14 protein-coding genes are annotated in these 13,447 nt (G+C 72.0%); 11 read left to right on the top strand and 3 right to left on the bottom strand.

Annotation, left to right across the window (positions count from 1 at the left end; translation table 11 throughout):
• The 4 genes from treS to ABD207_RS30925 all read left to right on the top strand — a co-directional run.
• Positions 1 to 1,352, top strand: a 1,352-nt coding sequence (gene treS / locus ABD207_RS30940; RefSeq protein ID WP_344016617.1) for a maltose alpha-D-glucosyltransferase, incomplete at its 5' end; no start/stop codon positions are given.
• Between the two features lie 28 nt (positions 1,353 to 1,380).
• A complete protein-coding gene (locus ABD207_RS30935; RefSeq protein ID WP_344016615.1) occupies positions 1,381 to 2,736 on the top strand; it encodes a maltokinase N-terminal cap-like domain-containing protein in 1,356 nt (451 codons plus the stop codon).
• 4 nt (positions 2,737 to 2,740) lie between these two features.
• A complete protein-coding gene (gene glgB, locus ABD207_RS30930) occupies positions 2,741 to 4,969 on the top strand; it encodes a 1,4-alpha-glucan branching enzyme (RefSeq protein WP_344016614.1) in 2,229 nt (742 codons plus the stop codon).
• A gap of 105 nt (positions 4,970 to 5,074) precedes the next feature.
• Positions 5,075 to 6,163, top strand: a complete 1,089-nt coding sequence (locus tag ABD207_RS30925; protein WP_344016613.1) for a glutamate--cysteine ligase 2 — start codon at positions 5,075 to 5,077, stop codon at positions 6,161 to 6,163.
• A gap of 39 nt (positions 6,164 to 6,202) precedes the next feature.
• Here ABD207_RS30925 and ABD207_RS30920 read toward each other — a convergent pair whose 3' ends face one another.
• Positions 6,203 to 6,436: a DUF6480 family protein gene (locus tag ABD207_RS30920; RefSeq protein ID WP_344016612.1), complete on the bottom strand. Its 234-nt coding sequence runs from the start codon at positions 6,434 to 6,436 to the stop codon at positions 6,203 to 6,205.
• A gap of 152 nt (positions 6,437 to 6,588) precedes the next feature.
• Between ABD207_RS30920 and ABD207_RS30915 the strand changes: the two genes are divergently transcribed.
• Positions 6,589 to 8,490 carry an AMP-dependent synthetase/ligase gene (locus ABD207_RS30915; RefSeq protein WP_344016610.1) on the top strand — a complete coding sequence of 634 codons (1,902 nt, stop codon included), beginning with the start codon at positions 6,589 to 6,591 and terminating at the stop codon, positions 8,488 to 8,490.
• Between the two features lie 334 nt (positions 8,491 to 8,824).
• A complete protein-coding gene (locus ABD207_RS30910; RefSeq protein ID WP_344016608.1) occupies positions 8,825 to 9,259 on the top strand; it encodes an ATP-binding protein in 435 nt (144 codons plus the stop codon).
• 9 nt (positions 9,260 to 9,268) lie between these two features.
• Here the strand turns inward: ABD207_RS30910 and ABD207_RS30905 are convergent, their stop codons facing one another.
• Positions 9,269 to 9,745, bottom strand: a complete 477-nt coding sequence (locus tag ABD207_RS30905) for an ATP-binding protein (RefSeq protein WP_344016607.1) — start codon at positions 9,743 to 9,745, stop codon at positions 9,269 to 9,271.
• 50 nt (positions 9,746 to 9,795) lie between these two features.
• Positions 9,796 to 10,167, bottom strand: coding sequence for a PRC-barrel domain containing protein (locus tag ABD207_RS30900; protein WP_344016606.1), 372 nt, complete (start codon positions 10,165 to 10,167; stop codon positions 9,796 to 9,798).
• Between the two features lie 290 nt (positions 10,168 to 10,457).
• On the opposite strand from ABD207_RS30900, the gene ABD207_RS30895 reads away from it, so the two are divergent.
• The 5 genes from ABD207_RS30895 to ABD207_RS30875 all read left to right on the top strand — a co-directional run.
• Positions 10,458 to 10,850, top strand: a complete 393-nt coding sequence (locus tag ABD207_RS30895) for an STAS domain-containing protein (protein WP_344016605.1) — start codon at positions 10,458 to 10,460, stop codon at positions 10,848 to 10,850.
• A 238-nt stretch (positions 10,851 to 11,088) separates the two neighbouring features.
• Complete coding sequence (locus tag ABD207_RS30890) at positions 11,089 to 11,988, top strand: STAS domain-containing protein (RefSeq protein WP_344016603.1); 900 nt, start codon at positions 11,089 to 11,091, stop codon at positions 11,986 to 11,988.
• Positions 11,985 to 12,404 (top strand): STAS domain-containing protein, encoded by a 420-nt coding sequence (locus ABD207_RS30885; protein WP_344016602.1) that lies wholly within the window; start codon positions 11,985 to 11,987, stop codon positions 12,402 to 12,404. The genes ABD207_RS30890 and ABD207_RS30885 overlap by 4 nt, the downstream gene beginning before the upstream one ends.
• A complete protein-coding gene (locus tag ABD207_RS30880) occupies positions 12,404 to 12,844 on the top strand; it encodes an anti-sigma regulatory factor (protein WP_344016601.1) in 441 nt (146 codons plus the stop codon). Before ABD207_RS30885 ends, ABD207_RS30880 begins: the two co-directional genes overlap by 1 nt.
• On the top strand, positions 12,844 to 13,447 hold a 604-nt coding region (locus tag ABD207_RS30875; RefSeq protein WP_344016600.1), incomplete at its 3' end, for an anti-sigma regulatory factor. The genes ABD207_RS30880 and ABD207_RS30875, both read left to right, overlap by 1 nt.

The raw sequence follows: 13,447 nt of genomic DNA, 5'->3' as shown, positions 1-13,447 counted from the left end.
GCGACCAGCACCCGTGGTTCCAGGAGTCGCGCCGCGATCCCGACGGGCCCTACGGCGACTTCTATGTGTGGGCCGACGACGACAAGGGCTACCCGGACGCGCGCATCATCTTCGTCGACACCGAGGTGTCCAACTGGACCTACGACCCGGTGCGCAAGCAGTACTACTTCCACCGCTTCTTCTCGCACCAGCCGGACCTCAACTACGAGAACCCGCGCGTGCAGGAGGAGATCCTGGCCGCCCTGCGCTTCTGGCTGGATCTTGGGATCGACGGCTTCCGCCTTGACGCGGTGCCCTACCTCTACGCGGCCGAGGGCACCAACTGCGAGAACCTGCCCGCCACCCACGAGTTCCTCAAGCGCGTCCGGCGCGAGATCGACGCCCAGTACCCGGACACCGTGCTGCTGGCCGAGGCCAACCAGTGGCCCGAGGACGTCGTCGACTACTTCGGCGACTACCGGGTGGGCGGCGACGAGTGCCACATGGCCTTCCACTTCCCCGTCATGCCGCGCATCTTCATGGCGGTGCGCCGGGAATCGCGCTACCCCGTCTCCGAGATCCTCGCCAAGACCCCGCCCATCCCGTCCGGCTGCCAGTGGGGCATCTTCCTGCGCAACCACGACGAGCTGACCCTGGAGATGGTCACCGACGAGGAACGCGACTACATGTGGGCGGAGTACGCCAAGGACCCCCGCATGCGCGCCAACATCGGCATCCGCCGCCGCCTCGCCCCGCTCCTCGACAACGACCGCAACCAGATCGAGCTGTTCACCGCCCTGCTGCTCTCCCTGCCCGGCTCCCCCGTCATGTACTACGGCGACGAGATCGGCATGGGCGACAACATCTGGCTCGGCGACCGCGACGCCGTCCGCACCCCCATGCAGTGGACCCCCGACCGCAACGCCGGCTTCTCCACCTGCGACCCCGGACGGCTCTTCCTCCCCGCCATCATGGACCCGGTCTACGGCTACCAGGTCACCAACGTCGAGGCGTCCATGGCCTCGCCGTCCTCACTGCTGCACTGGACCCGCCGGATGATCGAGATCCGCAAGCAGAACGCGGCCTTCGGACTCGGCACCTACACCGAGCTGCCCTCGTCCAACCCGGCGGTGCTGGCCTTCCTGCGCGAGTACGAGGACGACCTGGTGCTCTGCGTGAACAACTTCTCCCGCTTCTCCCAGCCGACCGAACTCGACCTGCGCGAGTTCGAGGGACGCCACCCGGTCGAGCTGTTCGGCGGTGTCCGCTTCCCGGCCATCGGGGAACTGCCGTATCTGCTGACCCTCGGGGGCCACGGCTTCTACTGGTTCCGGCTCACCCGAGTCGCATCCCGCATCGGCCGACGACTGTGAGCGTGTGCCGGCGAGAGGAGGCGTCACCATGACCGAGACCGCGTTCCTGCGCCCGAGAAGCGCGCCCGTCGAGCCGCTGGAGTCGCTCGCCGGGCTGCTGCGCGAGTGGCTGCCGCGGCAGCGCTGGTTCGCCGGCAAGGACCGGCCCGTCACCGACCTGAGTCTGCTGTCGATGACGGAGCTGTTCCCGGACTGTCTGCACGTGCTGGTCCACGCCGGTCATGGAGGCGTCCCCGCTCCCGGGGGCAACCCCCCGGCCGGTGACTGCTACCAGCTGCTGCTCGGGGTGCGCGAGCGTCCCTCGCCGCGCCTCGGCCGGGCCCTGATCGGCAGGGTGCAGGACGGCCCGCTGGCCGGACGGACGGTCTACGACGCCCTCTACGACCCGCGGTCGGCCCAGCTGCTGCTGGAGCGGCTGCGCCACCCCGGCACGGCGGGCCCGCTGCGCTTCGAGTGCGACGCCGGGCAGCTGCCCTCCGGTCTTGTGCCCCGCCTGCTGGACGCCGAGCAGTCCAACTCCTCGCTGGTGTACGGCGACGAGTACATCCTGAAGGTGTTCCGGCGCATCCAGCCCGGCGTCAACCCGGACCTGGAGGTGCCCGGCGCGCTGGCCCGGCAGGGCTGCCACCGGGTGCCCGCGCCGGTGGCGTGGTTCCGCACCACGGACCCGTTCAAGGCGACGCTCGGCGTGCTCCAGCCGTATCTGCGCGACGCCTCCGACGGCTGGACCCTCGCCCTCGGCGCCCTGGCCGCCGGTGACGACTTCACCGTGCAGGCGCACGCCCTGGGTCGGGCCACGGCCGATGTGCATCTGGCGCTGGCCTCCGCGTTCCCGGTGGGCGAGCCCGGCGAGATGCGCCGCACCGCCACGGCCATGACCGAGCGGCTGACGGCCGCCGCGCACGCCGTGCCGGCGCTCCAGCCGTTCGTGCCGGGCCTGCGGACCGCGTTCGCCGCGCTCACCGCCTGCGACGCCGGACCGCCCGCCCAGCGCATCCACGGCGATCTTCATCTGGGGCAGGTGCTGCGGGCGGGGCGGGAGTGGTTCGTCATCGACTTCGAGGGCGAGCCGTCCCGGCCGCTGTCCGAACGGCGCAGCGCCCACTCCCCCGTGCGGGACATCGCCGGGATGCTGCGCTCCTTCGACTACGCCGCCCGGCAGCGCCGCCCCTGGCGCCCCGAGTGGGCGTGCCGCTGCCGGGAGGCGTACTGCGCCGGCTACGCCTCCCGGGCCGGGTGGGACCCCCGCAAGAAGCACGGTCTGCTGCGCGCGTACGAGACCGACCGTGCCGTGTACGAGGTGCTGTACGAGGCCCGGCACCGACCCGACTGGCTGCCCGTACCCATGGCGGCGATCGAGCGCCTCGCCGTGAGAGGAGACTGAACCCGTGGCCCTGCGTGACACGCCCCTGCCCGGATCCGCCGGGCCCGCCCCGTCCGCGTCCGTCGCCGGGGGCACCCCCGCCCCCGCCCTGGACGACACCGACCGGGGGCGCCTGCTGGCGGGCGCCCACCACGACCCGCACGCGCTGCTCGGCGCGCATCCCGTACCCGGCGGGATCGCCTTCCGGGCGCTGCGTCCCTTCGCGCGGGAGGTGAGCGTCCTCGTCGGCGGCGAGCGCTTCCCGCTCGTGTCGGAGGGCGACGGGCTGTTCTCCCGCGTGCTGCCGCTGGAGGCGATCCCCGAGTACACCCTGGCGGTGGCCTACGGGGACGACGAGCCGGTTCAGGTGCACGACCCGTACCGGTTCCTGCCCGCGCTCGGCGAGTTCGACCTGCATCTGATCAGCGAGGGCCGGCACGAGGAGCTGTGGACGGCGCTCGGCGCCCGGATCATGACCCACCAGGGGGTGACCGGCACCCGCTTCACGGTGTGGGCGCCCAATGCGCAGGGGGTGCGGCTCGCCGCGGACTTCACCTACTGGGACGGCACCGCCTTCCCGATGCGCTCGCTGGGCTCGTCCGGCGTGTGGGAGCTGTTCCTGCCGGGCGTCGGCGAGGGCACCCGCTACAAGTTCGAGATCCACTCACGGTACGGGCACCGCTTCCTCAAGGCCGACCCGATGGCCCGCCGGGCGGAGGAGCCGCCGGACACCGCCTCCGTCGTGACGGCCTCGCACCACGAGTGGCGCGACCAGGAGTGGATGGAGCGCCGGGGAGCGACACCGCTGCACCAGGCGCCGATGTCGGTGTACGAGGTGCATCTGCCGTCCTGGCGGCCGGGCCTGACCTACCGTGAGCTGGCCGAGGTGCTGCCCGCGTACGTCAAGGACCTCGGCTTCACCCATGTCGAGCTGATGCCGCTCGCCGAGCACCCCTTCACACCCTCCTGGGGCTACCAGGTCACCGGCTTCTACGCGCCGACCGCGCGGCTCGGCACCCCCGACGACTTCAAGTACCTCATCGACGCGCTCCACCGGGCCGGCATCGGTGTGATCATGGACTGGGTGCCGGCGCACTTCCCGAAGGACGACTGGGCGCTGGCCCGCTTCGACGGGGATCCGCTGTACGAGCCCGGGGACTCGCGGCGGGCGGAGCACCCGGACTGGGGCACGTACACCTTCGACTTCGGCCGCATCGAGGTGCGCAACTTCCTGGTGGCCAACGCCGTGTACTGGTGCCAGGAGTTCCACATCGACGGCCTGCGGGTCGACGCGGTGGCCTCGATGCTGTACCTCGACTACTCGCGCGAGGACGGCCAGTGGGAGGCCAATGTGTACGGCGGCCGGGAGGACCTGGCGGCGATGGCGTTCCTGCAGGAGATGAACGCCACGGTGTACCGGCGCTGCCCCGGCGTGATGACGATCGCCGAGGAGTCCACCGCGTGGGGCGGGGTGACCCGGCCCACCGACACCGGCGGTCTGGGTTTCGGCTTCAAGTGGAACATGGGCTGGATGCACGACTCGCTGCAGTACGTCTCCCACGAGCCGGTGCACCGCAAGTACCACCACAACGAGATGACGTTCTCGATGGTGTACGCCTACAGCGAGAACTACGTGCTGCCGATCTCGCACGACGAGGTGGTGCACGGCAAGCAGGCGCTGGTGTCGAAGATGCCGGGCGACTGGTGGCAGCGCCGCGCCAACGTACGCGCCTACCTGGGCTTCATGTGGGCCCACCCGGGCAAGCAACTGCTGTTCATGGGGCAGGAGTTCGCGCAGGGCGCCGAGTGGTCCGTGGAGCACGGGCCCGAGTGGTGGCTGCTGGACGGCACCTACCACTCCGCGGGTGACCACCGCGGGGTGCAGGACCTGGTGCGCGACCTCAACACCCACTACCGCGAGACGCCGGCGCTGTGGCAGCGCGACACCGACCCGTCGGGCTTCTGCTGGGTCGCGGTGGACGCCGCCGACGACAACGTCTTCGCCTTCCTGCGGTTCGACGGGGAGGGCCGGCCGCTGCTCGCGGTGTCGAACTTCTCCCCCGTCGTCCGGCACGACTACCGGCTCGCCGTCGGGGACGAGGTGATCGCCTGGCAGGAGGTGCTCAACACCGACGCGGCGCGCTACGGCGGCAGCGACGTGGTCAACCCGGACCCGGTCAAACCGGAGGACGGCTGTGTGCGGATCACGCTGCCGCCGCTGGCGACCGTGTGGCTGACGCCGGTCGCTCTGTGACACTCCGCTCCCGGCGCCAGGTGTTCCGCGCCGGGAGCGGGGCATCCGGGCCGTACGGCCGAGGACCCCTCGGCGTCGCGGCGGGTCACAGAAGGGTGGCATCAGGTGCGCACCGTGGGAGTGGAGGAGGAGCTCCTCCTCGTCGATCCGGAGACGGGTGAACCGCGGGCACTGTCCGCTCCGGTGCTGGCCCGCGCCACCCGGGAGGATGCCGACCAGCAGGTCTTCGAGAAGGAACTCCACGAGCAGATGCTGGAGTTCGCCACCCATCCGCAGTCGTCGATGGAGAGCCTGCACACGGAGATCGTCCGCTGCCGCGAGGAGGCCGCCGGGCACGCCGAGGGCCTCGGCTGCACGGTCGCCGCGCTCGCCACCTCCCCCCTGCCGGTCAGCCCGGCCGTCGGCGTCAACCGGCGCTACCAGTGGATGGAGGAGCAGTACGGCATCGCCACCCGCGAGCAGCTGGTCCTCGGCTGTCACGTGCATGTCTCGGTCGAGTCCGACGACGAGGGCGTCGCCGTGGTGGACCGGCTGCGGCCCTGGCTGGCACCGCTGACGGCGCTCAGCGCCAACTCGCCGTTCTGGCAGGGCACGGACTCCGGTTACAGCAGCTACCGCAGCCGGGTGTGGCAGCGCTGGCCCTCGGCCGGCCCCACGGAGATCTTCGGCTCGGCCGAGCGGTATCACCGCCGGGTCGCGGACATGGTGGCGACCGGCGCCGTGCTGGACAAGGCGATGATCTACTTCGACGTGCGGCTGTCCGACCGGTATCCCACGGTGGAGCTGCGGGTGGCGGACGTGTGCCTGCACGCGGAGACGGCGGTGCTGATCGCCGCGCTCGCCCGGGGCCTGGTGGAGACGGCGGCCCGCGAGTGGCGGGCGGGGCAGGAGCCGGCCGATCACAGCGTCAGCCTGCTCAGGCTGGCGGCCTGGCAGGCGGCGCGGGCGGGTCTTACGGGCGATCTGCTGCACCCGGAGACCATGCTGCCCCTGCCGGCCAAGGCGGTGCTGGAGGATCTGGTCGAGCATGTCGCCGAGGCGCTTCGGGCCCACGGCGACCTGGAGCTGGTCCGGGAGGGCTGCGCCCGGCTGCTGCGCGAGGGCAACGGGGCCCAGGTTCAGCGCGGACTGCTGGAGCGCACGGGCAGTCTGCGGGACGTCGTCACCGAGTGCGTGCGGCACACCCAGCGCTGAGACGTCCGGGACCGGACCGCCCCGTACGAAGCGGCGGTCTCACAGGATCAGGACGAGGGCGTAGGCCAGGAAGAAGGCCGCGATCAGGGCGGCGACGAGCAGGATCACGATCAGGGGCCCCCTGGACCAGCCCCTGGTCGGATTGTGGGTCTCCTGGGGGCCCGCCTCGGGCAGGCTGCTCTCCGCGGGCGGGGTCTCGCCCGGGGGGACGCCGCCGCCCGGTTCCAGGCCGGTGCTGCGTTCCGGTTCGGGGTCGGGATTGATGTGGCTCATGCTCTCCGGGTCCCCGGGACCACGGAGATCAACAGTGCGGCCACACTTCCGGTGATACCGGCGCCGTATCGCTCCGGCTCGGCTACATTCAGGCACCGCCGATGACTCTGCTCATCGGCCCCGTCACCCCCCGTACACGTCAGGAGCAGTGCATGCGCGACCTCGCTCTGGCTCCCCCGTCCGCTCCGCCCCTGACCGGCGGCCTCGCCGACAGCCTCTTCGACATGGCCGAGGCGAACCCCACCCTGCCCATGCTGGCCCGCCGGCCGGACCCCTCCTCCCAGACCTGGGAGGAGGTGACCGCGGTGGAGTTCCGCGACGAGGTCGTCGACCTGGCGAAGGGGCTGATCGCGTCGGGGATATCGCCGGGCGCGCGGGTCGCCGTCATGGCCCGCACCCGGTACGAGTGGACCGTCCTGTGCTACGCGCTGTGGACGGTCGGTGCCGAGGTCGTCCCGATCTACCCGACCTCCTCGCGGGAGCAGGTGGAGTGGATCCTGAAGGACTCCGGCTGCGTGGCGGTCCTGGTCGAGGACGAGCAGGGCGTGATGACCGTCGGCTCGGTGTGCGCCCAGCTGCCGTCGCTGCAGCACGTCTGGCAGCTCGACGCGGGGGCGCTGGGGCAGCTGGTGGCGCAGGGCGAGCAGGTCCCGCTGGCGACGGTGGACTCGATGCGCCGGATCGTGCTGCCGGACTCCACCGCCGTCGTCGCCTACACCTCGGGCACCTCCGGGCAGGCGCTGGGCTGCGCCCTGAGCCACCGGGGGCTGGCGATGGTCTGCGACACGCTGCTGGCGGGCTGGAAGCACACGGTGGCGGCGCCGGGCGAGCAGGGTGCCGTGCTCGCGTTCCTGCCGCTGTCGCACGTGTACGGGCTGATGATCCAGTGTCTGTGCGTGCGCGGCGGACTGCTGATGGGGCACGAGCCCGACATGAGCGCCGAGGCGCTCGCCGCGGCGCTGCGCTCGTTCCGGCCGACCTATCTGTACGCCGTGCCGTCGCTGCTGGAGAAGATCTACAAGAACTTTCTGCGGGCCTCTCAGCAGGCGGGCCGGGGCGCGCTGTTCGAGCGGGCGGCCGAGACCGCCCGTGACTTCGCCGAGGCACTGGAGCGGCAGCGTCTGGGCCGCGGCCCGGGGCCGGGCTTCGACCTGCGCCTGCAGCACGCCCTGTACGAGCGGACCGTCTACCGCCGGCTGCGGGCCACGCTGGGCGGCCGGGTGCGCCGGGCCACCTCGGGCGGCTCGCCGCTCAACCGTGACCTGTCCCTCTTCTACGAGGGCATCGGCATCTATGTGCACGACGGCTACGGGCTGACCGAGACCAGCGGCGGGCTGACCATGCAGCCGTACGGCCGGGAGAAGTCGGGCACCGTGGGTCAGGTGCTGCCGGGCATGGAGATCCGGCTGGCCGACGACGGGGAGATCCTGGTGCGCGGTCCGGCGGTGTTCCAGGGCTATGTCGGTGACGAGGCGGCGACCCGGGCGGCGCTGCGCGACGGCTGGCTGGCCACGGGCGACCTGGGACGGCTGGACGAGGAGGGCTATCTCACCATCACCGGCCGCAAGAAGGACATCATCATCACCAGCAGCGGCAAGAGCGTGGCCCCGGCCGCGCTGGAGCAGCGGCTGCGGATGCATCCGCTGGTGCACCAGGCGGTCGTGGTGGGCGACAACCGGCCGTGTGTGGGTGCGCTGATCACCCTGGACCCGGAGTTCGTGGCGCACTGGCGGGCGGCGCTGTCCCTGCCCGGGGACGCGCCGACCCGTGAGGCGCGGGAGGAGAACGCGCTGCGGGAGGAGATCGGCCGGGCGGTCGCCGCGGCGAACAGCAGCGTGTCGCGGTCGGAGTCGATCCGGGTGTTCCGGGTGCTGCCCGAGCCGTTCGAGGTGAGCAACGGTCTGCTGACGCCGTCGATGAAGCTGCGCCGGGACGAGATCGTGCGGCGCTACGCGCTGGAGATCGACGCGATGTACCAGTCGCGTTCCCGGCGCAGAGCGGGCACCGAGGAGCCGTCGTCGATCTGGGACGACCCGGACAACGTGTTCCGCTGACGGGGTCTCTGCATGCGCCGAGGGGCGCCCACCCGCTCGATCCGGGTGGGCGCCCTTCGGGCTTGTCGGCGTGTTCGGATCACCGGGGGTCGCCCTGTGCGGCTCGCCCGGTGGCGTGTGCCGCACCGGGTTCCCGTCAACGCCCGTCACATGCCTGGGAATTCGCGGGAGCCGGCGGGCGGCGCGCACGGGTGTGACGTGTCCGTCACCGTTCTCCCGCGGGGTACCGGCGCGTAGGCTGCGCCAGCACGGGAACTCACGGAGCTAGGAGACAGACGGGGAAGGGACGAAAGGACGATCGCCCCGTGCCGTACCGCGGGGCCGGGAAGGCGAGATGGCACCCGAGCCGCATGAGGACAGGACACTGGCTGCCGAAGAGATCACGAGCCGCGTCGCCAGCTTCCCCGGGGAACTGCACGACGTGACCGACGCACGGCTGGTCGCGGAGGAGTTTCTCTTCGATCTTGCCCGCGTGTCGGCGCCGGCCGCACCGGAGCACTGGGACGACATACTGCTGGTGGTGACCGAGCTGGCCGCCAACGCGGTGCAGTACGCGCCGGGTCCGTTCGAGTTGCGGCTGCGGAGAACGTTCGACGGGGTGCATGTGGTGATGCACGACACCAGCACGGTCGAGCCGGCACCCCGGCCCTTCCATCCGAGCCGTGGCGGAGGCGGTATCGGCTGGCATCTGATCCACACCCTCGGCGACCAGGTCAGTGTCGTCCGCAACGACACCGGCAAGGACATCCACGTGTTCCTGCCCTGGTGAGGGCCGATGCTAGCCGTCGGCCGGTGCGGGTGCGTCGCGCATGGGGAGCAGTACGGCGATGGTCTTGCCGCCCGCGGGGCGCCTGCGGGCGTCGATCCGGCTCGTCAGCCTGGTCACCAGGGGCCAGCCGTAGCCGTTGCCCTGGTGCATGGGCGGCAGGTCGGCGCCGCCCAGGGCTGCCTGAGGGATGACGTCGCTGTGGTCGTGCACGGCGATCCGTACCCCGTCGGCGGTGGTCATCACGTCGAACCCGGCCAGCCCGCCACCGTGCCGGATGGCGTTGGTGACCAGCTCGGAGACGACGAGCGAGAGGTCGATCATGTCCCCGGGGTGCGGGGTGCGCCCCTGGGAGGTGCGGTGCGCGCGCACGGTCGTCTCGGCGTGCGCCCGGGAGGCCGCCGCGGTGGTCACCCCGGCGCCCGGGACCCACGCCGCGCGCGGTCCGCCGCCGGCCCCCGGCAGAGCCGTTCCGTCGGTCAGATGCATGTCATCGGTGTCCCTGGATCTCCTCGGCGCGGCACCGCTGCGGCCCTCCCTCACCCGGTCTCGGTCCCGTGCGGCGGCAGGCCCTGGTAGTAGGCGCCGACCTGGGTGAGATACGCGGCGTCCCGGGTCTCGCTGTCGGTCTGGAAGCGGGGTGCCGCCTTCACCTCCGCTCTGGTGCAGGCCAGCGTCACCTTCCGTTCCCCGGTGTCGATGCCGGTGACGGCGCCCACCGGTACCAGCAGGCTCCGGCCGAACACCCAGACGCCGGTGTCGACGACGAGATGGCACAGGCCGTGCGGGTCCGCCTGCCGGTCCACATGGCCGATGGTGCCGTCGTCGGCGACGACGGTGTATCCCGTGAGGTCCTGCCGCAGTGCGGGACCCAGTTCCGGCGCGTACGACCAGATGCTGTCGATGGGCACGCTGCTCCTTGCCTCCCCGATGAGTGAGGGGAACGACGGAGCCGGCGGGAACTGTGGGCGGCCCGTCCGGCTCCACCTCAGCAGTTACCCGCGCGCGGCGGGCGCATTCGGCCGGCTTCGGCGGACCGGCGCGCGGACCGAAAGAGTTGCGCCGATCGGCATCCGCCGCGGCCGGTCCGGCGGACGTGAAGGCATGACAGGAGGAATAGGGGGTACGCGCGGCTGCGCGGTGACCCGGCCGAATTCGATCACCCCCGTGCCCTGGCCGTCAGTATTCGTTGGAGGTACTCGTGCCCATTGCCCAGAACCCGCTGTCCGTCGAGGTGACGCTGCCACGGGACGACACCGCCCTGCTGACGGTGCAGGGATACCTGGACATCGACACCGCGACCGAGTTCCAGCACCACCTGGCGAACCAGCTGCACCACGGCCGCCGGCATTTCCTGCTCGACCTGTCGGCGGTGCCCTTCATGGACTCGTCCGGGATGAACATCATCCTGCGCGTCTACCAGGAGGTCCGTGAGCTGCCGGGGAGCGTCCACATCATCTCCCCCACCCCCGCGGTGCGGCGGATATTGGACCTCACCGGTGTGAGCATCACCGTCCCGGTGTCGGAGAGCGTCGAGGAGGCGCTGGAGCGGGTCGACCGGCCCCAGGAGCCCGCGACGGAAGGCGAGGACTGAGCACACGGGGCGACAACCGCAATCTGCCGGACCCGGGCCGGTGAGCGCTGCGCGGCCAAGGCCGCCCGCCGCCGGCGCCGTACTGTCCGCGCACGCCCGCCCGGGCCCGCCCGGCTTCCGTCCGGGTGCGCGGGCGGGGCCGGTGTCCCGTCGCCAGTGGGCACCGGGCAAGATCACGTCGTCGTCCCGTCACCCGGAACGGGTCCGGCGCGACGCAGCAACCATGAGGAGACAACAGGTGCCGGAGCACGAAGCCGACGGTTCGCCGCACACAGCCACGCCCGAGGTGGCGGACTTCCTGCGCCGCCGCAGGGAGCAGATCGCCCAGCGCTGGGCGGACGAGCCGCTGTTCCGGACGGTGTTCACCGTCTCGCGGGACGAGGCGGTGGAAGCGGGCAAGGCGGTCGTCGACGCGCTGGCCGAGGTCGCCGACGCGGGTCGGGTCGAGGACCCGGACGCGGCCGGTTTCAGCGGGGTGCGGGAACAGCTGGCCCGGATGGGCACCGCCCGCTCCCGCGCGGGGCTGTCCGTCACCCAGGTCTCCAGCGAGCTGTCCGCGCTGTGGCCGCCGGTGGAGAACCTGCTGCTGGCCGACCTGGTCCAGGCGCCGCCCGAGCAGGTGCGGACCTGCTCGATCACCCTCAGCAGGCTGCTGGGCACGCTGCGCCTGGTGGCCATGCAGACCGCGCTGAGCGAGGGCCAGGCCCTCATCGACCGTCAGCGGATGCAGTTGCTCGAGGTCGCCACGCCGGTGATCAAGCTGTGGGACGGCATCGTGGCGGTCCCGCTGATCGGCACCCTCGACAGCGCCCGCAGCCAGGTGGTGATGGAGACCCTGCTGAACTCCGTGGTCGAGCAGCACGCCCGGTTCGCGATCCTCGACATCACCGGCGTGCCGACCGTGGACTCGCTGGTGGCCCAGCATCTGATGAAGACGGTGGCGGCGGCCCGGCTGATGGGCGCGGAGTGCGTGGTCTCCGGCATCCGTCCGGCGATCGCCCAGACCATCGTGCATCTGGGTCTTGACCTCGGTTCGGTGCTCACCCGGGCCAGCCTCGCCGACGCACTCGCCTACTGTCTGCACCAGCTCGGCACCGACATCGTCGATGCGACGCCGGGCGGTGCGAACCCGCGGTGAACGAATCCTTCCCCCGCCAAGTGGCGGGACATGTCCCGGTCCTGAGGCTCGGCGACGTCCTGCTGGTCACCCTCCAGGGCGATCTGTACGACAGTGCGGCGCAGCAGCTGCAGCAGGACCTCTCCGAGACCATCGCCCGCAGCAGGGTCACCGGGGTGGTCATCGACATCTCCGGCGTGGAGGTCGTCGACTCCTTCCTCGGGCGGGTGCTGGCCGAGATCGCGGCGCAGGCCGAACTGCTGGCCGCGCGGACCGTGGTGGCCGGGATGCGCCCGGCGGTCGCCATCACGCTGGTGGAGCTCGGTCTGACCCTGCCGGGGCTGCGGACCGCGCTCACCACGGAGGACGCGCTGGAGCTGCTCGACCGGCCGATCGTCACTCCCCGCTCCGGCGGCCGGCGCCAGGAGAGTCCGTGATGCACACTGCGGCGGGCGTCGAGGCCTGCTTGCCCATCCGGTCCGACATGGATCTGGTGTGGGTGCGCCAGCATGTGCGGCAGGCGGCCGCCCTGATCGGCTTCGGTCTGGTCGACCAGACCAAGCTGGTCACCGCGGCCAGCGAGCTGGCGCGCAACACCCTGGTGCACGGCGGGGGCGGTCAGATGGAGGCGGCCCGGGTGTCGGACCGCGGCACCGAGGGGCTGCGACTGGTGTTCAGCGACACCGGCCCCGGCATCGCCGATCTGGACCGCGCGCTCAGCGACGGGTACACCTCGGGCGACGGACTGGGCATGGGTCTGGGCGGGGCGCGGCGGCTGGTGCACGACTTCGAGGTCGTCAGCAGCCCGGGGTCGGGCACCACGGTGCGGGTGACCTCGTGGGTGACGCGTCCGCCGCGGCCGCGTGAGGAGTCCTGATGCCGCGGGTGAGGTACGTACCCGTCCAGGACTCCACACGGGTCCGGGACGTGCGGGTCGCCGCGGAGGCCGCGGCGGCCGGGGCCGGCCTGGACGAGCGGCGGACCGCGGCCGTGTCGCTGGTGGCGACCGAGCTGGCCACCAATCTGGTCAAGCACGCGCACGGCGGCCAGGTGGTCATCGAGGTCGTCGACGCCGCCGTCCCCCGGGAGCCCGCCGCGCGGTCGGTGCAGATCACCGCGATCGACCACGGGCCGGGGATGGCCGATGTGGCGGGGGCGATGCGGGACGGCTTCAGCACCACCGGGTCGCTCGGCGCCGGCCTCGGCACCTGCCGGCGGCTGAGCGACGACTTCGGGCTGCACAGCGTCCGGGGGCGGGGCACGGTGGCGGTGGCCCGCATCGCCGGCGCCGCGCCCGCCGCCGGCGTCTCGCCGGGGCCGGGCGTGCGGGCGGGAGGGGTGAACATCCCGTTCGCGGCGGCCGAGGAGTCGGGCGACGACTGGGCGTGGGTGCGGTCCGGGGACCTGTACACGCTGATGCTGGCCGACGGGCTCGGGCACGGCGCCGCGGCCTGCCTGGCCTCGGCCGCGGCGGTCAGCA

The organism is Streptomyces thermospinosisporus (assembly GCF_039526425.1).
Taxonomy (GTDB): Bacteria; Actinomycetota; Actinomycetes; order Streptomycetales; family Streptomycetaceae; genus Streptomyces; species Streptomyces thermocarboxydovorans.
This window is presented reverse-complemented; position numbering and strand designations above follow the sequence as displayed.

Bases quoted from the DNA above. Each gene is read 5' to 3' on its own strand.
- ABD207_RS30935 (WP_344016615.1), top strand. From the start codon at position 1,381: ATGACCGAGACCGCGTTCCTGCGCCCGAGAAGCGCGCCCGTCGAGCCG.
- ABD207_RS30920 (WP_344016612.1), bottom strand. From the start codon at position 6,436: ATGAGCCACATCAATCCCGACCCCGAACCGGAACGCAGCACCGGCCTG.
- ABD207_RS30915 (WP_344016610.1), top strand. From the start codon at position 6,589: ATGCGCGACCTCGCTCTGGCTCCCCCGTCCGCTCCGCCCCTGACCGGC.
- ABD207_RS30910 (WP_344016608.1), top strand. From the start codon at position 8,825: ATGGCACCCGAGCCGCATGAGGACAGGACACTGGCTGCCGAAGAGATC.
- ABD207_RS30905 (WP_344016607.1), bottom strand. From the start codon at position 9,745: ATGCATCTGACCGACGGAACGGCTCTGCCGGGGGCCGGCGGCGGACCG.
- ABD207_RS30880 (WP_344016601.1), top strand. From the start codon at position 12,404: ATGCACACTGCGGCGGGCGTCGAGGCCTGCTTGCCCATCCGGTCCGAC.